The sequence below is a fragment of the Crassaminicella indica genome (genome assembly GCF_019203185.1).
Classification (GTDB): Bacteria; Bacillota; Clostridia; order Peptostreptococcales; family Thermotaleaceae; genus Crassaminicella; species Crassaminicella indica.
This window is the reverse complement of sequence record NZ_CP078093.1, coordinates 1229696-1253865: the sequence shown is the minus strand read 5'-3', so window position 1 is coordinate 1253865 and position 24170 is coordinate 1229696. Positions and strand designations below refer to the sequence as shown.

Sequence of the window (24170 nt, the reverse complement as noted above, 5' to 3'; positions counted from 1 at the left end):
TTCCCTCCTAGTATCTTTGTGTGATCAATCTTGCATCATTATTGTAAATTTATTATTTTACTAATATACTTCTTTTATGCATGTTTGGAAAATTTTCTAAACAACCCTTTATAAAAATATTACATTTTTTCTTCTCGACATTTTTCGACTTTATTCGTTTTTTGCCATTATATTATAATTTTCATGTTTTTTCAATATAGGTAAACAACATCAACACAAAAAAATGAAGTTTTGTTTTTTCAAAAGTTATCTGGAATGAACTATTCTTTATATTTCATTTTTAAGTTGGATCCCTATATATAACTAAATATTTAATATTTTCAGCATATAGAATAATACTCATCTATTGTTATCATTTACTAAAAAAATAATCTGTGCTAAGCACAGATTTATTGAATATTTTCTAAAAACTTTTCAATTTTAAAGGAAGCTTTTACTTGATCCATTTTATTCTTTATAGCAGACTGAACCATAACTCCTCTAATGTATTCTTTTATATCTTCAAACTTTATCATTTCTTCTTTTCTATCAGTTACTTTAATAATATGATAACCATATTCCGTCTTTACAATATCACTTATTTCTCCTACTTTTAAAGAAAAAGCTGCTTTCTCAAACTCTGGTAGCATTTTTCCCCTTCCAAAATACCCCAAATCTCCACCTTTCTTACTAGATGAACATTTAGAATTTTCTTTTGCAAGCTTAGCAAAATCTTCTCCGTTCTTTACTCTCTTTAATAGCTCCTTTGCTTTTTCTTCTTGATCTACTAATATATGACTTGCTCTTACTTGTATATCCTTATACTCTTCTTTATGTTCATCATAGTATTTTTTTAATTTCTCATCCGTCAAAGCTAAAGCTTTGACAGTTTTTTCTTGAAACTTGCCTACATAAAGGTCTCTTTTTATTTGACTTTTCCAAAAGCTTTCATCTATTCCCTCTTCTTTTAATTCTTTAAAAAAGTTTTCTGCTCCTTCTTGCCCCTTCATACCCTGCATAAGAGCTTTATATTGTTCGTCTACTTCTTTATCATCAACCTTTTCTTCTTCCTTTTCCATATACTGAATAATTGCCTCTTCCATAATCATCTTATCTAAAACCTCTTCTTGTACTGCCTGAAGATAAGTCTTACCATTTACATCTTCAGTCCAAATCTGATCCCCACGCTTGCTTTCAATAATTTTTTTGTGCATGAATAATACTTTATTATATGCATCCTTACTAATTACCTTATCGCCTACCTTTGCTACAATATCTTTTTCATTTACTGCTTTTTTTGCACACCCTGCTGCAAAAACAAGAGTAAAAACTAGTAGCATTACAAAAATAGTTTTTGCTTTTGTCTTCATGGATTTCACAAGATCCTCTCCCTATCATATACATATTTTCCCTAAAATCTATTATAACTGAAATTCATTTTTATTAAAACCACTAATTTTTTCTAAGAATCCACTGATTTCTTTTAACCTATTATTATAAAAATAGTATTTTAATCTTATGTGTGGATTATTTCCAACATTTACATCTATTCGATTTCCATAAAATCCAATCATCTCACTAATCATTAAAGGATTTATTCTACTAGCTTCATCAAAAACAAACTTAGCATGCATCTTTGTTTCTGATATAGTAACTATCCCCATTCTTTGTGCCATCGCCTTAATATATGCAATAGCAATTAAATTCATAACAGCTTCTGGAATATTTCCAAATCTATCTTCTATTTCTTCTTCTAAATCATAAACGTCCTGCTTATCCTTAATGGAAGCAATTTTTTTATATATTTCTAATTTATGGCTTTCATTCATTATATATTTTTCAGGTATGAAAGCATTTACATTAATTTCTATAGCTGTATCAGGAACTTCTTGTATTTCTTCTCCCTTAAGCTCTCTTACAGTATCCTCTAATAGTTTACAGTATAAGTCATATCCAATAGCAGCCATATGGCCGTGCTGCTGACTTCCTAAAAGATTTCCTGCACCTCTTATTTCAAGATCTCTCATAGCTATTTTAAAGCCAGATCCAAACTCAGTAAATTCTTTAATAGCCTTTAATCTTTTTTCTGCAACCTCAGTAAGAATCTTGTCCTTTTGATAAGTAAGATACGCATAAGCTAAACGATTAGATCTACCTACCCTTCCTCTTAACTGGTAAAGCTGTGCAAGTCCCATTTTATCTGCATCATATATAATAATTGTATTGACATTAGGTATATCAAGTCCTGTTTCAATGATAGTTGTACAAACTAATATATCGTATTCTCCATTCATAAAATCAAGCATAATATTTTCTAGCTGTCTTTCACTCATTTGTCCATGTCCAACAGCAACACTTGCATCAGGAATAAGCTCCCTTATTTTCGTAGCCATCTGCTGAATTCCTCTTACACGATTAAAAACAAAATAAACTTGACCTCCTCTTCCCATCTCCCTTAATATAGCATCTCTTATCATCTCTTCATTATACTCTATCACATAAGTCTGTACTGGATATCTTTCTTCAGGAGGATCTTCTATAATGCTCATATCTCTAAGTCCAATGAGTGACATATGAAGTGTTCTCGGAATAGGTGTTGCCGTTAGAGTAAGTACATCTACATTTTTTCGAATACGCTTTAATGCTTCCTTATGCTGCACACCAAATCTTTGCTCTTCATCAATAATCAAAAGTCCTAAATCCTTAAAAACTACATCTTTAGATATCAGCCTGTGGGTTCCTATAAGAATATCTACAGCTCCTACCTTTACTTTCTTTATGATTTGGGCTTGTTCTTTTTCTGTTTTAAATCTACTTAGCATTTCTATAGTAATAGGAAACTGACTAAATCTGTTGATCAATGTGTTGTAGTGCTGCTGTGCAAGAATTGTTGTAGGTACTAAAAAAGCTACTTGCTTTCCATCCATAACACATTTAAAAGCTCCTCTTATAGCCACCTCTGTCTTACCATATCCAACATCTCCACAAAGCAATCTATCCATTGGGATAGGTTTTTCCATATCTGCCTTTAATTCTTTTATGCATTTAATTTGATCAGGAGTTTCTTCATAAGGAAAACTATCCTCAAACTGACGTTGCCAAGGGGTATCTGGTGAAAAAGCATACCCTTTACTTTCCTTTCGAATGGCACTTAGCTTTAATAAATCCTTTGCCATATCTACAATAGCCCCTTTAGCCTTTGCCTTCGTCTTTTTCCATTCTGTTGTCCCTAACTTATTTAGCCTAGGTCTTGCTCCATCAGCTCCGATATATTTTTGTACCATATCCATCTGCTCAATAGGAACATATAATATATCCTCTCCTGAATATTTCACCTTCAAATAATCCTTTTTAGCTCCCTCTACCTTTAATTGCTCTACTCCTATATATTTTCCAACTCCATGATTTTCATGAACAACATAATCTCCTATATTAAGGTCTATAAAGGATTTAATAGGTCTAGCATCTTTTCTCTTTTTCGATATTTTCTTCCTTTTTACTGTGCCAAAAATTTCATCTTCTGTAATGACCAAAAATTTACTAGAAATATACTCAAAGCCCTTATTAATATTTCCTTGAAGAATAAAAGTCTGACCAGATTGAATAGGATGATTTATATCATTTATAAAAATAGCTTCAATCCCTTTTTCTTTTAAGCTTTCTTCTAATCTTTTTCCTCTTTTTTCTGTCCCACATAATAAAACTATTTTGTAACCTCTATATTTATATGCTTTTATCTCATTTGAAAATATATCCATTTTCCCGTGGAAGGCTTGTGCCATTCTAGAAGAAAAGCTTACTATATTTTTGGGTTCAAAATAAGGATCCTTTTTAGGTAAACTGTTTAATACAAAAATATGCTTTTTCTTTATGGCATATAAAAAATCTTCATAGCTTGCAATCAGCTTTATTTGCTCTGGGAGAACTTCCCCCTTTTCTAATAAACCTTTAAAGCTTTCTTCAATTTCTTTGTATGCATGCTCTGCTCTTTCCTTTACACGAGAGGGATCATCTATGAAAATAAGAGCATCTTTTTCCAAATAGTCAATAAATAATTCCTGTATTTCATAATAATAATTCAAATAATTTTCAAAGCCTTGAGGATGCTTTTGTAGCTCAAGCTCTTCAATAAAACGGTTGATCTTTTCACTCAATCTATTATAGCTTTTTCCTTTTATTTTCTTTTCATGCTGTTTAAAAGCATTCCTTATTTTTTTGATAGCTTCTTTCTTCCTATCATCATCTAACAAAACTTCTTTAACGGGTGTAATAAAAACCTCCATTTGTTTTTCCAAAGATAACTGCGAATGAATATCAAAGCTCCGAATTGAATCTATTTCATCGTCAAAAAGCTCTATTCTATAAGGGTTTTCAGAAGTAACAGAGAAAAAGTCTATAATTCCTCCTCTGACACTAAACTGACCCTTAGCTTCAACCATATCTACTCTTTCATATCCTAATAAAATAAAATCAGCTATTATTTTTTCTAGATCAATAGTCTCACCATACCTTATACTTAAAAAGTTTTTCTCAAAATCATCCTTTGGCATTAATTTATGAAGCAAGCTTTCAATAGATGCTACAACAATACATTCTTGTTTTTCAACAAGTTTAATCATCGTATTTAATCTTACTTCAAGTCTTTGATGGCTATGCGCATCATAATGATAAAATACCAATTCCTTAGCAGGATACTGATAAGCTTTATTTTTTATAAAAAACCTTAAATCTTCATAAATTCTTTTTGCTTGATATTCACTATAAGTAATAATCAAACATTGTTTGTGAAAAGCCTCATGCATAGCAAATACAATATGAGGAATTTGAGAATCCATAAGTCCATGCACCATAGTAGGACTTAAGCCTTTATTGAAACTATTCTTTAACTCCTCATATTCTTTTAAATGCCTAATCCCCTGGATCAATATATTTTCCTGCAAAATCATTCACACCCTTCATTGACTGCACCACTATAAGCCCAGACCTTATGACTGGGCTTCATATATAAATATACAACGTTCCTATTAACCATTATATCTATTCATAGCAATATCTATTCCCTCACTGATTAAGGTTTCTATAGATTCTGCCGCTCTCTTTATAGCTTCATCTATAAAAGGTCTTTCTTCTTTTGAAAATTTACCCAATACAAATTCTGCAAGATTTCCGTATTTTGGCTTTCCTATACCAATTCTTACTCTCGGAAATTGATCTGATCGTATCTCATAAATAATAGACCTCATGCCATTATGGGTTCCTGCGCTCCCTTTTTTCCTTATTCTTAATTTTCCTACTTCTGTATCAATATCATCATAAATAATTATTAAATCATCCATAGGGAGTTTGTAGAAATTTACAATTTCAACTACACTTCTTCCACTTAAATTCATATATGTCTGAGGCTTTACCAGCATAACCTTTTTATTTTTAATAAATCCTTCTCCTATTACTGCCTTGTATTTTACCTTATTCATACTGATATTATTTTTATTTGCTAACTCATCTATTGTATCAAATCCAACATTATGTCTTGTTCCTTCATATTGTTTTCCTGGATTTCCTAAACCAACAACTACAAGCATATTATGCATCCTTTCTTTTTGCAATTTCTAAACTATTATAACATATATTTATATAACTATTCATCTATAGATAAACAACATCAACATAAAAAAAATATATAAAGCAGTCGCTTTTGCGACTGCCCTTTATACCTTAAACCGATTCAATTGATCGTTTAATTTTATAGCTAATTGATTTAGTTTTTCTGAAATTCCTGCTATTTCTTCAATAGTAGCTGCTTGCTGCTGCATAGAAGCACTCACTTGTTCTGAAGAAGCTGCTGTTTGTTGAGAAATACTTGATATATTCTCTATAGCTGCTACAATATTTTGCCCATCATCATTCATATTTTTTATATATTCATTAATGACTTGTATTTTATCCCCAATTATTTCTATTCCTTGTACAATCTCTTCAAAAGATACATTTACTTCATCTACAGCCATCACCTGTTCTGTATTTCTCAGTTTTACTTCTTTCATGACATCTACAGCTGCATGTGTATGCTCCTGAATATTTACAGTCATTTCTCTAATTTCTTCTACTGATTGCTTCGACTGCTCTGCTAATTTTCTTATTTCTTCTGCTACTACTGCAAAGCCTTTACCTGCATCCCCTGCTCTTGCTGCTTCAATAGCTGCATTTAGTGCTAATAAATTTGTTTGCTCTGCTATAATGCTAATAGTTTCTAATATACTTCCTATATTTTGTGAGTGTGTATCAAGTTCTGTTACAGCTGTTACAATTTTTTCAATAGCTTCATTATTCACCTTCGTCTTATCCTTTAATAAATTAACTGTTTCTACTCCTTTTTTATTTGCTTTTAAAACAAGCTGAGAACTATCTAGCATATCTTTAGCATCTTTTTCTAAGCTTTCTAATTTGCTTGCCAAAGCACCTACCATGTTTGATCCATTTTCTGCTTCCCCTGCCTGATGAGATGCTCCCTTTGCTATTTCATCTACTGCATTTGCTATTTCATCTGAAAAAGCGCTTGATTCTTGGGAAGATGCAGCTAAAGTTTCCGCAAAATGACCTACTTCACTACTAGCTTTGCTTACTTCATTTAGCAAGGTACGCAGCCCTTCCTTCATAGTATGAAAGCTTTCTGCCAGCGTTCCTACTTCATCCTTTGACTGAACTTTACACTCAACTGTTAAATCTCCTTCTTTTATTTTCTCCATATCCATTGATAAAGCTCTTAAATGTTTAGTAATATTTCCTGATATAAAAACAGATATACCAATTGCTATGATTAGAGCTAAAGCACCAATGATTAATGTAGATTTTAGCAGTGTTTGATATTGATCATTTATTTCATCTACATACATATTTCCAATTAACTTCCATCCAACTCTATCTATCGTAGTAACTACTGCAAATTTTTCTTTTTCTATTCCATCTTCATTTTCTACATAATCTATAGTATCAATGCTTTTCTGATTAATTGCTGTAGCTATAGCTTTGTTTAAAATTTCCTTTCCAAGCAGATCCTTTTTAGGATGTGCTAATATTTTTCCTTTACGATCTGCTAAAAAAGCATATCCTTTTTCTCCTAGCTTTACATTATCAACAACATTTGATAATTGTTCTAATGAAATATCAATAGCTACAACTCCTACAAATTCATTTCCATGTCTTGAATCATATACTGGTTTAGATATTGTAATAACATTTTTGCCTGTATCATCATCTACATATGGTTCTGACCAGACAAAAGTATTTTTACTAACAGCATCCTTGTACCACGGTCTTGTTGTTGGATCCCATCCTTCCTCAAGGTCTACTATCACTGGATATGCATATAATTTTTTATCCCTTGTACCAATATAAACACTAAGTACATCAGTATGATTTTTGCAATAGTTTCCAAAGTATTCTATCATCCATTTTACTGAATCAGGATTATTAAATATTTGTTCTACATTAGCATCTGTTGAAAAAATGCTGATATTTTCTTCTAATTCCTCTAAATGTGAATCAATCATATTTCCTACTTCCTTCATAGTAGTAGCCATTCCAGCTTTTAATTCTTTTTTCATAATATGAACAGAATTTTTAAAGCAATTCACCCCTACTGCTGCCATTGGTATTGTAATTAATAATATGAAACTAACGATTAATTTAAATCGAATCCCTCGTTTCATGAATATTTTCCTCCTATAAAAGTTGATTTGCCCATTGCCCAAACATTTTTATGTGTTATAAAAAGTGGAGAAAATCTCCACTTTTTTTATCCAAACAATTTACTTACAGACTCATTTTCATATATTCTTCTAATAGCTTCTGCTAAAATATCTGCCACAGATAAAATTTTTATATTATCTAATTTTTTCTCTTTTCCTAGCTGAATAGTATCTAATACTACAAGTTCTTTTATAACAGAATCTTTTATTCTTTCTATTGCAGGACCTGATAAAACAGGATGAGTACAGCAAGCATACACTTCCCTAGCACCAAAATCCTTTAATGCTTTTGCTCCATTTGTAATTGTTCCTGCTGTATCAATCATATCATCTACTAAAATAACATTTTTGCCTTCTATATCTCCAATAATATTCATTACTTCTGAAACATTTGCCTTTGGTCTTCTTTTATCAATAATCGCAATCGGTGCATCTAATATATTTGCAAAATTTCTAGCTCTTGTAACACTTCCAAGATCAGGAGATACTACTACTATATCCTCTAAGTTAAGCTTTTTGAAATATTCTGCTAAAATAGGCACACCTAAAAGATGATCTACAGGAATATTAAAATATCCTTGAATTTGTGCTGCATGTAAATCCATTGTAAGCACACGATCTGCCCCTGCACTAGTGATAAGATCTGCTACAAGCTTTGCAGTAATTGGATCTCTAGCTTTTGCTTTTCTATCTTGTCTAGCATATCCATAATAAGGTATAACTGCTGTTATTCTGCCAGCAGAAGCACGCTTTAATGCATCTATCATGATTAATAGCTCCATCAAGTGTCTATTTACAGGTGCACAGGTAGACTGTACAACAAATACATCAGCACCTCTTACTGTTTCATTGATATTTACAGAAATCTCTCCATCACTAAAAGAACCTACTTCTGCATCTCCTAAAGTTATCCCTAAGCTTTCACAAATCTTAAGAGCCAAATCCTTACTGGCATTTCCAGCAAAAACCTTTATCTCTTGTCCATTGATATTCATTTTTGATCCTCCCTAAATTAATCTTTTTTTCATAAGCCCTTTCTTTCTACCCAGCCAGATATATTTTTTTGCTTCTCTCTTGCTACAGATAGCGCCCCCTCTGGAACTTCCTTAGTAATTGTAGAACCTGTTGCTATATATCCTTTCTTTCTTACTACAACAGGAGCAACTAAGTTTACATTACTTCCTACAAAGGCATTATCTTCAACGATGGTTTTATGTTTATTTTTACCATCATAATTGACAAATACTACACCACAACCTATATTTACATTTTTTCCAACTTCTGCATCTCCTACATAAGCTAAATGAGATGCTTTTGAACCATCATCAATGCTAGAATTTTTAACTTCTACAAAATCTCCAATTTTTACTTTTTTGCCCAATCTGCTATTTGGTCTTAAATAAGCATACGGACCTATCGTACATCCTTGATCTATAAAGCTATCAATGATAGTTGAATTTTGAATTTGTACTTGATCCTTTATAGTAGAATTCTCAATACGTGTATTGTGTCCTATAATACAATCTTCTCCAATACTTGTATCACCTTTTAAAATAACTCCTGGATAAATTACTGTATCTATTCCAATCTTTACATTTTTCTCAATATATGTATTTTTAGGGTCAATAATAGTTACACCATCTTCCATATGCTTTGTTAAAATTCTTTCTCTCATAACTTTTTCAGCACATGCAAGCTGAACTCTTGAATTAACACCCATAATATCTGCATTATCCTCTACCTTAAATGCACCTACTTTATACCCTTCTTTTCTTAATATTTCAATCACATCTGTAATATAATACTCCTGCTGCTTGTTGTCATTTGTGATTTTTTTAAGGGCTTCCTTCAACAATTTTGCATTATAGCAATACATACCTGAATTTATTTCTGTAATCCTTTTTTCTTGTTCATTTGCATCCTTTTCTTCAACGATCTTTACTACATTTCCTTCATCATCCCGAACAATTCTTCCATATCCTTTAGGATTTTCAAAATCCGCAGTTAAAATAGTTCCTTGAAAATTTCCTTTTATATGAAAATCTATTAAAGCTTTTAGTGTCTCTCCCTTTATCAAAGGAGTATCTCCACATAAAAGCAATACATTTCCTTCATCTTCAATTAACTCTTCTGCTTTAATCACTGCATGACCAGTTCCTAATTGTTCTTTTTGAAGCGCAAAATCCACTCCTCGATGCTCAATAGCTTTCTTTACTTTATCTCCTTTATGACCGATTACTACGATTGTTTTTTTAGCATTTACTTCTTCTGCTGCATCAATTATATGTTCTACCATAGGTTTTCCACAAACATCATGTAAAACCTTTGGTAATTTTGATTTCATTCTTGTCCCTGCACCCGCAGCTAAAATAACAGCCGATATATTATCCATCTACACCACTCCTTATTATACATTATTTTTACAAATTGTTGGTTATAAAATTAATTTTTTTCTACTGATTATGACAATTTTTTTGTTTTTATTAATAATAAAAGTCTGTGCTTATCCGTCATTTAGTATATCATTTTTTTTTATATACTAAAAGGATTCACAAAAAAAGAAAAACCCTTTGAATGATCAAACAATCTCTCCAAAGGGCCTTTTTTCTTATTCAATGAATAAATTTTTATTCTTCCTTGTTTTTTACTTTCTCATATTCATTAAATATATGTTCTTGAAGTTTTGCTCTAGTCTCTGAGTTAATAGGATGAGCAATATCTCTAAAATCTCCTTCTCCTATCTTTCTGCTCGGCATCGCTATAAACAATCCATTTTGTCCCTCGATAATTTTTATGTCATGAACTACAAATTCATTATCAAAAGTTACTGACACAATAGCTTTCATCTTGCCTTCATCACTGATTTTACGTACACGTACATCAGTAACCTCCATATTATCACCACCTTCCCAGTCTTAACTTACGAGTTAATAACATATTCTCCAAATTTTCCCGATTTCCTTCTTTTATTTTGTAAAGATTTAGAATTTTTTATACTAACCGTTCATTCGCATAAATATTAATCAATTTATTTTTTTCATCTACCTTGTCTAAGATTAGCAACGGAACATAATCTTTAATAACTTTTTCTTCTGGCTCTTTTGTCGCAATCATAACACCTATTCCAACTACAGTCGCTTCAAATTCCTTCATCATATCTATCATTCCCTTTGCCGTACCTCCAGCTTTCATAAAATCATCAATAATAATAACCTTTGCACCTGTGTTTATTGCTCTTTTAGAAATAGACATAGTTTGAATTTTTCCAGTTGTCCCTGATAAATAATTAATGCTTACAGTAGATCCTTCCGTAACTTTACTATCTCGCCTTAAAATAATCAGTGGTACATTAAGTGCATTTGCTGTCATAAGAGCAATAGGAATCCCTTTTGTTTCAACAGTTACTACATAATCTATCTTTTTTCCTGAAAACTGAGTAGCAAATATTTCTCCTAGCTTTCGAACGATATTAGGATTATAAATAATATCTGCCATATAAAGAAATGCACCTGGAATAATTCTATTTGGCTCTGAAAGCTTTTTACATACATCTTCTAAAATCTCTTTTGTATCCTCTTTACTTATTAAGGGAATATATTTCACTCCCCCTGCAGCACCTGGGATTGTTTCAATCTTTCCTAGCTTTAGATCCTCCATCAACTTTTTTGCTATGACAATATCTTCACTAATGCTTGATTTTGCAGCATTAAATTTATTTGTAAAATAATTTAAAGTAAAAATTTTGTTAGGATTATCATTCAATATCTTAATTAAAGCTCCAATTCTTCCATTTCTCTTTATTTTCATATTCTTTACGCTCCCTATTCCGAATATTTTTATCATTTGTATATAATTTTATTCGGTATTATAAAATTATTCAACCAATATTTTTTCTTTTATTCTTTCCTCAAAAAAATTTTATGGTATAATTTCACTAGATTTTTTATTTTGTTCTTTCCATTTTCAAGAAATATCTATAGATTTATATGAATATGGTAATAATAGTAAAAATTAAATTTTCATTAAAGGAGAATTTTTTATGGTTGATTTTGATTTAGACAAACATGATGTAAATCATATCTATTTTATTGGTATTGGTGGAATAAGCATGAGTGCAATTGCTGAAGTACTCCTTACCTTTGGCTATGAAGTATCTGGATCTGACATGAAAGCTTCTAGTATTACTGAAAAGCTTTCAAAAAAAGGGGCAAAAATTTATATCGGACATAATGCACATAATTTACCTTCCTGTGATTTAGTTGTTTATACTGCCGCCATAAAGAGTGATAATCCAGAGCTTGTAAAAGCAAAGAAAAAAAATATTCCTATTGTTTCAAGGGCCGAAATATTAGGACTTTTGATGAAAAAATTTAAAAAAAGCATTGCTGTTTCAGGAACACACGGAAAAACAACAACCACTTCTATGATTTCTATCATTTTAGAATATAGCGATTTTGATCCTACAATCCTTATTGGAGGAGAATTAGACCAAATAGGAGGAAATGTTAAAGTAGGAAATCGTGAATATTTTGTTACAGAAGCTTGTGAATATGTAGGAAGCTTCTTAAAATTTTTCCCTAGTATCGGGATTATACTTAATATTGATAAAGATCATCTAGATTATTTTAAGGATATAGATCATATCGTAGATACCTTCACAGCATTTGCAAGACTTATTCCAAAGAGTGGCTTATTGATTGCTTTTAAAGATGATCCAAACGTTGAAAAAGTGCTCTCTAGTGTTGATTGTCCAATCATTACCTACGGTTCTGACGCATCTTGTGATTATTGGACAGAAAATATCCATTTTAATGAAAATGGTTTTGCAGATTTTGATGTATTTCATAAAAATTCATTTTTAGGAAGTTTTTCATTAAATATCCCTGGTAAACATAATGTAAACAATGCTCTAGCTGCTATTGCTTGCTGTCATTCTTTAGGAGTGCCTATAGAAAAAATAATCAAAAACTTAAAAAATTTCCACGGAACACATAGACGCTTTGACATATTAGGCAAATTAGGTGATATTACTATCGTTGATGATTATGCCCATCATCCTACAGAAATAAAAGCAACTTTAAAAGCAGCAGCTAAAGTTCCTCATAATAAATTATGGTGTATATTCCAACCTCATACTTATACTCGTACAAAAGCACTATTAAATGATTTCGCTAATTCTTTTGATCAAGCAGATAAAATTATTATTGCAGATATTTATGCAGCAAGAGAAAAGGATACAGGAGAAATTCATTCAAAGGATTTAGTAAAAAAAATAAAATCCTACAACAAGAATGTCATATACATGGATAATTTTGAAAAAATAGTAGCCTATGTAAAAGACAAAGCTCAGCCAAAAGATTTAGTATTAACAATGGGTGCAGGGGATATATATAAGGTTGGACAAATGCTTTTAAATAAAAAAGGTTAAGGAATCCTCCTTAACCTTTTTTATACGCTTAATGCACCTTTTATTATTTCACTAATTTTTTCACTATAATAATTTTTCCCTTTGTAGGCTATATAGTTTTCATATATTTTTACTTCTATAGCCTCTCCATCAACTATAAACTGCATACTATACTTTAAAGCTTCATCATTAGGAATTTCTTCAACTTCTTTTGTTTTTGATTTCATAAGCCATCTTGGTATTTCTAAAGTATAATAAGTATCATCTTCAAAATCAAACAAGTTTTCTTTATCATCTACAATAATTTTAGAGCTCTTTAGCAAATACTTAAAGTCATTGCTATCTTTCCTAAATGCTACAGCATAGTTTTCATGAATATAATCCCATAATTTCTTATCATATTCATAATAAACAAAATTATCCGATGTATCTAATGCAAGAATTTCTTCATCTACAATATGCATTATATACTTTTGATCTTCCGTTTCTATAGTAACTACATAGTCTGGATAGCTGCAAGGAGTGCTTGCCATTTCTTTTCCATCAACAGGAGCTATTAAATGGATAGTTTTTAGAAGCTTTTCTGCGCCTTCTTCATTTAATATCCATCTTTTTTCTTCATCTTTCGCTTCAATACATATAAGCTTAACATTTTCAAACAATTCACTAGTCTTGTATTGCTCCATGTAAATAGCTCTTAATGCTTCATTCAAAGCCTTTAATTGCTCTAAGTCTCCTTCAAACAAATGGGTTTCCCCTTGCACGTCCTCAACCATTACATATTTTTCGTTTACTTTTATTTTTATATTCTTATTCTTAATGTGAATAGCATACAAACAGTCATTATATACTTCTATATTTTCCTCTGCATTATCTGCTTTCATTAACAACTTCAATTCTAAGCTTTTTAATCGATCAACAATTGAAGCTAGGTCTTTATCATTTATTTCTATAATATGACTAGACCCTAAATAAGATTCTAAATACATTTCATCTACTCCAGCTAGTATTTCATCCATATTTATACTAGCCTCTTCTTTGTCATCCTTTATCACTGGGTCTGTTATATTATCCGATAACTTAATACTTTCCTTTTGTTTATTAAATAGCATAAACGAAGTGATAACACCACTTACCACAGCAACAACAACTAAAATTCCTAAAAATGCACTTATATTTCCTTTTTTCATTTGATTTCACTCCTATTTGTGATATCAAAAATAATTATTCTACATTTTATGCAAAAAACCTTCTAATGCTTTTATAATTTATTATTTCCAAATTATCACATTTTATCTATACCCCTATTTTTATAAACCATAAAAGAGCAGCAAATACTGCTCCTTTATAGCTTTTGACGACTATATATTTCTTTTATTAAATTTTCTACTGCATTTGGATCATGTATAAAATAAGATAAATGGTTTTGACTTGATGCTCTCCCTGGAAGAGAATAAGCTTTTAAATTTTCTTTTGTCATTCCCAAAGCATTTTTTGCCAGTATTCCAATATCTGATAAATCCATATCTGTTTTTACATATTTAAAAACAGTATTAGCAACAACTGGAAGTCTAAAGCCTAGTGCCTTTTCTATTGCCGCTTTCATAAATTGCTGTTGTCCTTTTATACGTCCTAAATCTCCGTCTGGATATCCTCCACCATTATTTCCTTTTCTAAATCTTAAAAATTGTATAGCGTGTTTTCCATCGAGAACTTGTACTCCTTTTTTAAGATGAATATGCAGTGGAGGCTTAGCGTAAGGATCATCATAGTCCATATTCATAGGAATATTTACTTTTACTCCTCCTAGGGAGTTTACAATTCTTTCTACTCCTGAATAAGTTACCTTCACATAATGATGAATAGGTACACCTCCTAATACATTGCTAACGGCACTCATAGTACCTTTTATGCCATGATCTCCATAAACAGCATTTATTTTCTTCTCTTCAGGAGCATTATATCCTCTCCGAGCATAATAAGTATCTCTCGGTATAGATACTAAATCAACATTTTTGCTTTCAGGGTCAAAGCTTGCAAAAACAATTGTATCTGTTCTTGCTCCTTCCATACCTAATAATAAAACATTTATTCTTTTACTATTTTCAATCAGTTTTTCTAGCTCGCTTTTTTCCTCTTCTACTACTTGCTCTTTTTTACTGTCTACAATTTCTGTATTTTCTATCTTCCCTCTATCACTTACTACCACATCTGTAGGAGGCTTGTAAAACTTAGAAAATACCCATACACCAACTCCTATAGCTATAATAAAACACAAAAAAGCGATTGCAAATATTTTTAAAAAAGTTTTCATGCCATTCTCCTTTCAGAGGTTTTCTGAAATCATTGTATCACAATCATTATATTCATTAAGTTAAAATTATATTACAAATCCCCAAAAAACTAAAGAAGCTCCCACAAAGGGAGCTTAAATTTTTTATTTACTATAATCGTAGAAGCCTTTACCTGTTTTTCTTCCTAATAAATTGCCTCTAACCATTTTTCTAAGCAATGTGTGTGGTCTGTATTTTGAATCACCAAATTCATTGTATAATACTTCCATGATTGCTAAGCACACATCATTCCCAATCAAATCTGCTAAAGCTAAAGGTCCTATTGGATGGTTTGCACCTAGTTTCATTGCTTCATCAATATCTTCAGCCTTTGCAACACCATCAGCTAAAATACCTACTGCTTCATTTATCATAGGAATCAATATTCTATTTACAACAAAGCCTGGTGCTTCTTCAACTTCTACTGGAGTTTTCCCAATTTCTTTTGTAAGCTCTACAATAGTAGCTTTTGTTTCTTCTGAAGTTGCAAGACCTTTTATGATTTCAACAAGCTTCATTACTGGTACTGGATTGAAAAAGTGCATACCAATTACTTTATCTGGTCTATTAGTTGCTGCTGCAATTTCTGTAATAGAAAGAGATGATGTATTTGTAGCTAATATTACTTCAGGTCTTACTAACTCATCAATTTCTGCAAATAATTTTTTCTTAGCCTCCATATTTTCTGTAGCAGCTTCGATAATTAAATCACAATCCTTGATAATTTCAAGCTCTGTAGAACCGTGAATTCTTCCTAAAATCTCTTCCTTTTGCGCTTCTGTCATTTTACCTTTTTTAACGCTTCTATCTAGGTTCTTTGTAACTGTTTTTATTCCTCTGTCTATAGATTCTTGTCTTCTAGCTCTCATATAAACTTCATAACCTTTTTGTGCAAATACTTGGATAATCCCAGCACCCATTGTTCCTGTTCCTAAAACACCAATTTTTTTCATAAAATGACCCCCTCTATGTAAATATTTATGATAAAACTAAATTTTATTCTCCTTTAAATACTGCTTTTCTCTTCTCTACAAAAGCAGTCATACCTTCCTTTTGATCCTTTGTAGCAAAACATAATCCAAATAAATCAGCCTCTATTTCAATGCCTGTTTCAATATCTGTCTCAACACCTCTATTGATTGCAATATTAGCATATCTTACAGCCCTTTGAGCATTTTTAGCAATTCTCTTTGCTAAATCCATCGCTTCATTCATCAATTCTTCAGGGTCTACAACCTTATTGACAAGACCAATTCTTTCAGCTTCTTCTGCTTTTATTATATCCCCTGTAAAAATTAACTCCTTAGCTTTAGCTATTCCTACAAGTCTTGGAAGTCTTTGCGTTCCAGAAAATCCTGGTATAATCCCTAATCCTACTTCAGGCTGCCCAAATTTTGCTTTCTTGCTAGCTATACGTATATCACAACACATTGCTAATTCGCATCCACCACCTAAAGCAAAACCATTGACTGCAGCAATCACAGGTTTTTCCATTTTTTCGATTTTTCTGAATACTCTCTGTCCCAAATTTCCAAATACTCTACCTTCTTCTGCTCCTAAATCCTTCATTTCTGAAATATCTGCTCCAGCAACAAAAGCTTTTCCTTCTCCTGTTATAATAACCACATCTACATTGTTATCTGCCTCTAATTGGTCTACTGCTAATTCTAATTCCTTTAAAACTTCAGAGTTCAATGCATTCAATGCTTTTGGTCTATTTAGTTTTAAAACAGCAATTCTTTCTTGCTGCACCATTTGAATAAATTTGTAATCCATATCTGCACCTCCTATATTACGCTTCTCTATTTTTGATTATACACCTAATATTGGAAAATAGGAACCCTTTTAATGATAAATTTTTAACAAAATATATATTTTTTGTCAACCAATGGTACTATCGTTGGTACTATACCATTTTTTATATTATTTAAATATGATAGTGGGAACTCCAATTTTTGAATATAAAATACTAAATACTATAACAGCGATACTAGTTTCTAAACATAAAATAACTGTTCTATTTTCTATCAATTTATCATTATTTTGTATATTAGGGATAATTACACTAACTATGAAAACAATACCTAATAAAAGTTTATTTGTTATACTATTACATACATTATAATAACTATGTACCAACCAATACATAACTCCAACGGTTACCTGTTGTATAATAAAATACATAAATTTAAACATATTTCTTAACTTTTTATCCATACAAGTAAAACCTCCAATTTTCTCGTGCTAGTAGTCTCTATCTATTTTAACAAAATAATTTAAAGCAAAGTAGATTAATTACATTATTTGTAATTTACTTCACCCTAATTATAACAAAATAATGATTAACGCTAAAACGAGATGTGAAAATTTCACATCTCGTTTTTTTATTTTATGCTACTGGAAATTTATCGAAAGAGTTTTGCACTATTATAGATTTTATAGATTAAATTCCCTTGCAATTGCTTCAACAGCTTTTTTAGTATCCTTTGTATCTATTGTATAAGATATTCTAATTTCAGAAGTAGTAACTTGCTTAAATTCAATATCATTTTCAGCAAATATCTCAAACATTTTTGCTGCAACTCCTGATTGACTTCTCATACCTATCCCTACAACAGATAATTTTGTAATATTCTTCTCTATATCAATCTCTATATTGTTTAATTCTCTTTTTAAATTTTCCATTATATTTAAAATAATATCTTCATCTGTTTTTGGAGCTGTAAAAGACACATTTACTTTTCCATTTAAAGGTGCTGTTTGACTAATCATATCAATATTGATATCCTTCTCAGCCAAATTCCCAAAGATTCTTGATATATTTTTACTGTCATAAGGCACATGATTAATTGTTACCATCAAATCCTTATTACTCGCTGATAAACCCGTAATTGCTCTGCTTTCCATAGTCGCATCAAACTCCTTTATATACGTTCCTGGCCATTCTTCGTTGCTTAATGCAACATAAATAGGCACGTTGAATTTTTGTCCGATTTCCACCGCTCTAGTCTCCATAACACCAGCCCCTAAGCTTGCCATTTCCATCATTTCTTCATAGCTGATCTCATCAAGCTTCCTTGCAGTAGGAAATAATCTTGGATCAATAGTATAAATACCATCTACATCTGTATATATTTCACAAGCACATTCCAGTTTTGCAGCAATTGCTACTGCTGTTGTATCAGATCCTCCTCTCCCTAAAGTCATGATATCACCACTGCCATTCATTCCTTGAAACCCTGCAACAACAACTATTTTCCCATCATCTAAATATTTTTTTACCTTTTGTATATCAATATCTTGAATTTTTCCCTTCGTATGATATCCTTCCGTTTCTATACCTGCTTGAAATCCAGTAAGGGATATAGCTTCATACCCCATTTCATTCAGAGCAATAGATAAAAGGGATATAGACACTTGCTCTCCAGTAGATATTAACATATCAAGCTCACGTCTTTTAGGTTGGTCTGAAAGCTCTTTTGCCATCCTTATTAACTTATCTGTAGTGTTTCCCATTGCAGATACAACCACAACAACACTATCGCCTTTTTTCTTTCTATCAGCTACTCTTTTGGCTACAGCCTTGATCATATCAATACTACCTACAGATGTCCCTCCATATTTTTGCACTACCAGCATTCAGTTCTCCTCCAATCATTTGGTGTCGCTATTGTATCTTAGAAATAAAAACAGCTAAGAGTAAAAGCACTCTTAGCTGTTTTTTCAGCAAAATTGAACTTTCACCCTGTGTGAAATAGCGCCTCACTGATAAACTGGGTCATTCATCAGTGACAGTTTCATATTTATTCAATATGAACCCAACATATAGATTTAGGTAAATCTATACATTTCGGCGATGTTCCCTTTCCTATGCTATCATCAGTTCCCTATCCTTCCTTCATAGTACTATTGAACAATCGCAACCTCTAAGACACAACAAAATATTTTTTATTTTCCCGTATCTTAGCATATGTTTTTAGTTTTGTCAAATTTCTATCATAATATTAAAGTTCTGAATGTTCTGCATATATTTTGAAATAATAACTTAAAAATCAATTTATAAAAAAGAAATATATTAAAGATAAGTGAATGACTTTGTATTATTTAATAAAAATTTCATCCTTTTAAATAATAGTTTTTTCAAGTTGCAGGAAATTTTTTGATAACATGTTTTATTCTGATAATTCTAAATTTTTATTGTTTTCTTTCGAGTAGAATGTTATACTTATTATAACCTTGAAGAATTTTACATTTCCACTAATCAAAAAAAGGGAGGAATTTGTATGGAAGTCAAAAGGAAAATCACAGTTGGAGAAGCTATGCTTGTTATTTTATTTTTAATCATGGCACTCATCAGCACACTAAAGATTTTTAAAGGAGACCCTCATATGGCAATTTTGGCATCAATAGTATTTGCAACCTTAGTTGCTAAAAGAGCCGGATATACATGGGCCTATATCGAAGAGGGAATTCTTGAAACCATTAAAATGGCTATGCAGTCTATACTCATTCTTATGGTCATCGGATGTATTATCGGTACATGGATTTTATCTGGTGTTGTTCCTACAATGATTTATTACGGTCTTAAAATGATTTCTCCAGGTATCTTCTTAGTCGCAACTTGCCTTATTTGTGCTATTGTATCTCTTGCAACAGGAAGCTCTTGGACTACTGCTGGTACAGTAGGTATTGCTCTACTGGGTGTTGGGGCAGGTCTTGGGATTGCTTCTCCAATAGTTGCAGGTGCAATTATTTCTGGTGCTTACTTTGGTGATAAAATGTCACCCCTTTCTGATACTACTAACTTAGCGCCTGCTATGGCTGGTTCAAATCTATTTGATCACATAAAACACATGTGCTTTACAACAGGTCCTAGCTTATTAATCTCTTGTGTTATTTTTGGAATATTAGGCTTTAAATACGCTGGTAAAGAACTTGATACCGCTTTAATTAATACTTTTTTAGATACTTTAAATACAAATTTCAATCTCAGTCCTTTATTATTAATCCCTCCAATTTTAGTTATTGCTATGGTAATCTTTAGAGTTCCTGCTCTACCAGGACTTGTTGGAGGAACTTTTCTTGGTGGTTTATTTGCTTATATTTTCCAAGGTGCTGGTATGAAAGAAATTATATATGCTGCTCATTATGGCTATGAAGCATCAACAGGAGTCAAAGCAATCGACAGCTTATTATCTCGTGGTGGATTGGATAGTATGATGTGGACGGTATCCTTAATATTGCTTGCTATGTCCTTTGGGGGTACTTTAGAAAGAACAGGCATGCTTCATGCAATCGTAGAACAGATGTTAAAAGTAGCAAAATCAAGAGGTTCTCTTGTTGTAACTACATTCCTAACTTGTATTTTCTGCAACCTTACAACAGGAGATCAATATATGTCCATAGTTCTTCCAGGTAGAATGTTTAAAGAAGCTTTTGAAGAAAAAGGTCTTCATCCAAAAAACCTTTCTAGATGCCTTGAAGATTTCGGTACAATTACTTCACCTTTCGTTCCCTGGAATACCTGCGGTAACTTCATGTATACTACATTGATGGTACATCCCTTTGCATATGCACCATATGCTTTGTTAAACTGGATTAACCCATTAGTATCTATGTTCTATGGATTTACAGGCATAACAATGGAAAAGCTTCCTGCTTCTAAAGAAGAAAAAACCGAAGAAGATGTATAGCTTAACCCCTTCCCTAAATCATAGGGAAGGGATTCTTAAATTTTTTTATTTTTATAGGAATAATATATACCTACAAAAATATCTATTTAGTAAATATTATTTTGAGGAGGAAACACTATGAATATATTAAACAAAGTAAAACAAGGAATGCTTGATAGTACAAAAGCCATTAAAGAAATTTCTTCTGATGTAACTGAGCTTACAAAGCTAAAAATCGCTCTATCAAAGGATCTAACACGAATTGAGGAGCTTTATTATGATTTGGGTAAAAAAATGTATGCTTTATTTGAAAAAGATCCCCATATAGAAGTCGATGAAGAGGTTTCGTCTTCACTTATAGAAATAAAAGCTACTCTAGAAAGAACAAAAGAATATCAATTAAAAATTGAATCTTTAAAAGGGATTATAAAATGTGAACAATGCGGATATGAAGTAGATGAAAATGATAAATACTGTTCTAATTGCGGCAATAAGCTAAAGCTATTAATATTAGAAAAAATTAATGAAGAAGCTGTAAACTTTGAAGAAGCAGATGAAAACAAAGAAGTAGAACATACAGCCGTAGATGACATTGAAAAAAAACCTGAGTAGTCACTCAGGTTTTAACTCATCTTTGCTTCTTTTTTTGCTTTTTCAATCTCAAAATCTATATGAATAAGCTCTCTATTGATTCTTTTTTTATCTTTTATTTCATCTTCTGATAAATTATTTTTTTGAATAAACATAATATATTTATCCATCAATAACTCTCTCTTTTCCATCAATCTTTTTACATAATCCATACGTTATCCCCCTCTCTAAGGTTATATATACTATATAAAATCTCTAAGCTTTCGACTACTTTCTACATTTCCACTTATATTATAACCAAAAACATATGCTTTGCAAGGAAAATTTAGAATAATTCTGTATTTTATAACAAATTTACTTTCACAAAGCTATTTATCACTTTTATAAATTATTTTGTTTATAGTATACTAATAATAAGTATATTCTTTTTAAAAGGAGTGATTCAATGAAAATTCAATTTTTAGGACATTCTTGTTTTTATGTTGAAGAAGGAAGCTTTAAAGCATTAATTGACCCATTTATTACCAACAATCCTCAAGCTAAAGTAAAGCATACTGATTTTAATGATATCTCTCATATTTTTGTTACCCATGGTCACGCAGATCATTTGGGAGATACTCTAGCCATTGCAAAAGAATGTAATGCAACAGTTATCACAAACTATGAAATTGCATGCTTCTTAGAAAAACAAGGAGTAACTATCCATCCTATGCATATTGGAGGAAGAACAACATTTGATTTTGGAACAGTAAAAATGACCCCTGCACTTCATGGTTCTGGCATAGAAACAGAAAAAGGTATGGTTTATGGCGGAAATCCTTGTGGATTTGTAATTGAAGTAAATGAAAAAAAGCTTTATCATGCTGGAGATACAGGACTTACTATGGATATGAAGCTTTTAGAGGTAGAAAATATTAATGTAGCTTTAATACCAATAGGTGGTAATTTTACAATGGACATAACAGATGCTGCTCGTGCTATAGATTTTATCAAGCCTAAAAAAGTAATTCCTATGCACTACAATACTTTCCCTATCATTGAAGCAGATCCTAATATTTTAAAGGAAGAAATGAATAGTGCAGAAGTAATCATTTTAAAGCCAAATGAAGTATATGTATTTTAATAAATAAAAAAATATTCCTACATATTTAGGGGGTTTTATTATGTCAAAATCTTTTTTTATGGTTGCACCTCATTCAAGAACGATTAGTGGAAATGATAAAATTTTTGCTGTGAATAATGCTGCTCAAGCTATGGCAAAAAAAATTGGCTCTAATCATGTTGTGAACGCATCTATTGGTGCTTTAATGGACGATGAAGGTAATTTATCTATTTTATCAACAGTAATTGATATACTTAGAAGCCTTCCATCAGAAGAATTCGCAGCATATGCACCTATTGCAGGACTTCCTAGCTTTTTAGAAGCTGTAAAAAAAGCTGCATTTAAAGAATTTGTTCCTAAAGGATATATAGAAGCTGTAGCAACTCCAGGTGGTAGTGGTGCTATTAGACATACTATAAGAAATTATTCAAAAGAGGGAGATGATATTTTAACCTCTGACTGGTATTGGGGCCCATACCATACCATCGCAGAAGAACATAATAGGAATTTAAAAACCTATACTCTCTTTGATAAAAATGATAAATTCCACCTATCTTCTTTTACAGAAAAAGTAAATGCCATTTTGGAAAAACAAAGGAACTTAGTGATTTTACTAAATTCTCCAGCTCATAATCCTACTGGATATAGTTTATCTGATGAAGAGTGGAAAAATGTCATAGATGTCTTAAAAACAGCTGCAAAAAATAAAGATAAAAAAATCATTTTATTTGTAGATTTAGCTTATATTGACTTCGCAGGAGAAAATTCTCGTTCTTTTATGAAATACTTTAACAATTTGCCAGAAAATATATTGATAATCATAGGTTTTAGTATGTCAAAGGGATATACACTATACGGAATGAGAAGTGGTGCAATGATTGGTATATCCTCTAATGAAGAGGTTGCAAAAGAATTTAAGCAAATAAATTCATTCTCTAATAGAGGGGTATGGTCTAATGGTACACGACCTGCTATGGTTGTCTTAACAAAAATATTTGAAAATAAGGAATTACTAGAAAAAGTAGAAGCCGAAAGAAAAAAACTACATGATATGCTAAATGAAAGAGCTAATGCGTTTTTAGAAGAAGCCAAAAGAGTAGGTCTTAAGGTTTGTCCTTATAAAGCTGGATTCTTTATTACAATCCCTTGTGATGATCCTGAAAGAGTCTGTGAAGAATTAACAAAAGATGCTGTTTTTGCTGTTCCCCTAAAAAAAGGCATACGCTTTGCCGTTTGTTCTGTTTCAAAGGAAAAGTGTTCAAAAGCTCCAGAAAAATTTGTAAAAGCTATAAAAGCTGTAAAAAAATAATATATTTTTTGCTTTTATATCCATAGCAC

General features: G+C 31.3%; 20 protein-coding genes and 1 riboswitch. Of the genes, 5 read left to right on the top strand and 15 right to left on the bottom strand.

Annotated elements, in window-relative coordinates; translation table 11 throughout:
- Positions 1 to 389: 389 nt before the first annotated feature.
- The 8 genes from KVH43_RS13240 to purR all read right to left on the bottom strand — a co-directional run bounded on the left by KVH43_RS13240 (position 390) and on the right by purR (position 11534).
- Complete coding sequence (locus KVH43_RS13240; RefSeq protein WP_255547842.1) at positions 390 to 1349, bottom strand: peptidylprolyl isomerase; 960 nt, start codon at positions 1347 to 1349, stop codon at positions 390 to 392.
- Positions 1350 to 1400: 51 nt separating this feature from the next.
- The gene (gene mfd / locus KVH43_RS05910) at positions 1401 to 4925 is read right to left on the bottom strand and encodes a transcription-repair coupling factor (RefSeq protein WP_218283911.1); all 3525 of its coding nucleotides are present in this window, start codon (positions 4923 to 4925) and stop codon (positions 1401 to 1403) included.
- 78 nt (positions 4926 to 5003) lie between these two features.
- Positions 5004 to 5561: an aminoacyl-tRNA hydrolase gene (pth, locus tag KVH43_RS05905; RefSeq protein ID WP_218283910.1), complete on the bottom strand. Its 558-nt coding sequence runs from the start codon at positions 5559 to 5561 to the stop codon at positions 5004 to 5006.
- 126 nt (positions 5562 to 5687) lie between these two features.
- The gene (locus KVH43_RS05900) at positions 5688 to 7688 is read right to left on the bottom strand and encodes a methyl-accepting chemotaxis protein (protein WP_218283909.1); all 2001 of its coding nucleotides are present in this window, start codon (positions 7686 to 7688) and stop codon (positions 5688 to 5690) included.
- A gap of 86 nt (positions 7689 to 7774) precedes the next feature.
- A complete protein-coding gene (locus KVH43_RS05895; RefSeq protein WP_218283908.1) occupies positions 7775 to 8722 on the bottom strand; it encodes a ribose-phosphate diphosphokinase in 948 nt (315 codons plus the stop codon).
- 29 nt (positions 8723 to 8751) lie between these two features.
- A complete protein-coding gene (glmU, locus tag KVH43_RS05890) occupies positions 8752 to 10119 on the bottom strand; it encodes a bifunctional UDP-N-acetylglucosamine diphosphorylase/glucosamine-1-phosphate N-acetyltransferase GlmU (RefSeq protein WP_218283907.1) in 1368 nt (455 codons plus the stop codon).
- A 235-nt stretch (positions 10120 to 10354) separates the two neighbouring features.
- Positions 10355 to 10621: a septation regulator SpoVG gene (gene spoVG / locus KVH43_RS05885; RefSeq protein WP_218283906.1), complete on the bottom strand. Its 267-nt coding sequence runs from the start codon at positions 10619 to 10621 to the stop codon at positions 10355 to 10357.
- A gap of 97 nt (positions 10622 to 10718) precedes the next feature.
- Positions 10719 to 11534: a pur operon repressor gene (gene purR / locus KVH43_RS05880; protein ID WP_218283905.1), complete on the bottom strand. Its 816-nt coding sequence runs from the start codon at positions 11532 to 11534 to the stop codon at positions 10719 to 10721.
- 232 nt (positions 11535 to 11766) lie between these two features.
- Between purR and murC the strand changes: the two genes are divergently transcribed.
- Positions 11767 to 13155 (top strand): UDP-N-acetylmuramate--L-alanine ligase, encoded by a 1389-nt coding sequence (gene murC, locus KVH43_RS05875; RefSeq protein WP_218283904.1) that lies wholly within the window; start codon positions 11767 to 11769, stop codon positions 13153 to 13155.
- A gap of 20 nt (positions 13156 to 13175) precedes the next feature.
- Here murC and KVH43_RS05870 read toward each other — a convergent pair whose 3' ends face one another.
- From KVH43_RS05870 to KVH43_RS05845, 6 genes are all read right to left on the bottom strand, one after another.
- Positions 13176 to 14324, bottom strand: coding sequence for a hypothetical protein (locus KVH43_RS05870; protein WP_218283903.1), 1149 nt, complete (start codon positions 14322 to 14324; stop codon positions 13176 to 13178).
- 155 nt (positions 14325 to 14479) lie between these two features.
- Positions 14480 to 15448: an LCP family protein gene (locus tag KVH43_RS05865; protein WP_218283902.1), complete on the bottom strand. Its 969-nt coding sequence runs from the start codon at positions 15446 to 15448 to the stop codon at positions 14480 to 14482.
- 123 nt (positions 15449 to 15571) lie between these two features.
- Positions 15572 to 16420 carry a 3-hydroxybutyryl-CoA dehydrogenase gene (locus tag KVH43_RS05860; RefSeq protein WP_218283901.1) on the bottom strand — a complete coding sequence of 283 codons (849 nt, stop codon included), beginning with the start codon at positions 16418 to 16420 and terminating at the stop codon, positions 15572 to 15574.
- Between the two features lie 43 nt (positions 16421 to 16463).
- Positions 16464 to 17243: a short-chain-enoyl-CoA hydratase gene (locus KVH43_RS05855; RefSeq protein ID WP_218283900.1), complete on the bottom strand. Its 780-nt coding sequence runs from the start codon at positions 17241 to 17243 to the stop codon at positions 16464 to 16466.
- A gap of 147 nt (positions 17244 to 17390) precedes the next feature.
- Positions 17391 to 17684, bottom strand: a complete 294-nt coding sequence (locus tag KVH43_RS05850; protein ID WP_218283899.1) for a hypothetical protein — start codon at positions 17682 to 17684, stop codon at positions 17391 to 17393.
- A 219-nt stretch (positions 17685 to 17903) separates the two neighbouring features.
- Positions 17904 to 19106 carry an aspartate kinase gene (locus tag KVH43_RS05845; RefSeq protein ID WP_218283898.1) on the bottom strand — a complete coding sequence of 401 codons (1203 nt, stop codon included), beginning with the start codon at positions 19104 to 19106 and terminating at the stop codon, positions 17904 to 17906.
- A gap of 108 nt (positions 19107 to 19214) precedes the next feature.
- Positions 19215 to 19404, bottom strand: a riboswitch (Lysine riboswitch).
- A 346-nt stretch (positions 19405 to 19750) separates the two neighbouring features.
- On the opposite strand from KVH43_RS05845, the gene nhaC reads away from it, so the two are divergent.
- Both nhaC and KVH43_RS05835 read left to right on the top strand, forming a co-directional pair.
- Complete coding sequence (gene nhaC / locus KVH43_RS05840) at positions 19751 to 21160, top strand: Na+/H+ antiporter NhaC (RefSeq protein ID WP_218283897.1); 1410 nt, start codon at positions 19751 to 19753, stop codon at positions 21158 to 21160.
- Positions 21161 to 21277: 117 nt separating this feature from the next.
- On the top strand, positions 21278 to 21751 hold the full coding sequence (locus tag KVH43_RS05835; RefSeq protein WP_218283896.1) for a zinc ribbon domain-containing protein: 474 nt from the start codon (positions 21278 to 21280) through the stop codon (positions 21749 to 21751).
- A gap of 11 nt (positions 21752 to 21762) precedes the next feature.
- Here KVH43_RS05835 and KVH43_RS05830 read toward each other — a convergent pair whose 3' ends face one another.
- Positions 21763 to 21942, bottom strand: a complete 180-nt coding sequence (locus tag KVH43_RS05830; RefSeq protein WP_218283895.1) for a hypothetical protein — start codon at positions 21940 to 21942, stop codon at positions 21763 to 21765.
- Positions 21943 to 22175: 233 nt separating this feature from the next.
- Here KVH43_RS05830 and KVH43_RS05825 point away from each other — a divergent pair, with 233 nt between their 5' ends.
- Both KVH43_RS05825 and KVH43_RS05820 read left to right on the top strand, forming a co-directional pair.
- Entirely contained in the window at positions 22176 to 22853 is a 678-nt protein-coding gene (locus tag KVH43_RS05825; RefSeq protein WP_218283894.1) for a metal-dependent hydrolase, read from the top strand.
- Between the two features lie 40 nt (positions 22854 to 22893).
- Entirely contained in the window at positions 22894 to 24141 is a 1248-nt protein-coding gene (locus KVH43_RS05820; protein WP_218283893.1) for a pyridoxal phosphate-dependent aminotransferase, read from the top strand.
- Positions 24142 to 24170 lie beyond the last annotated feature (29 nt).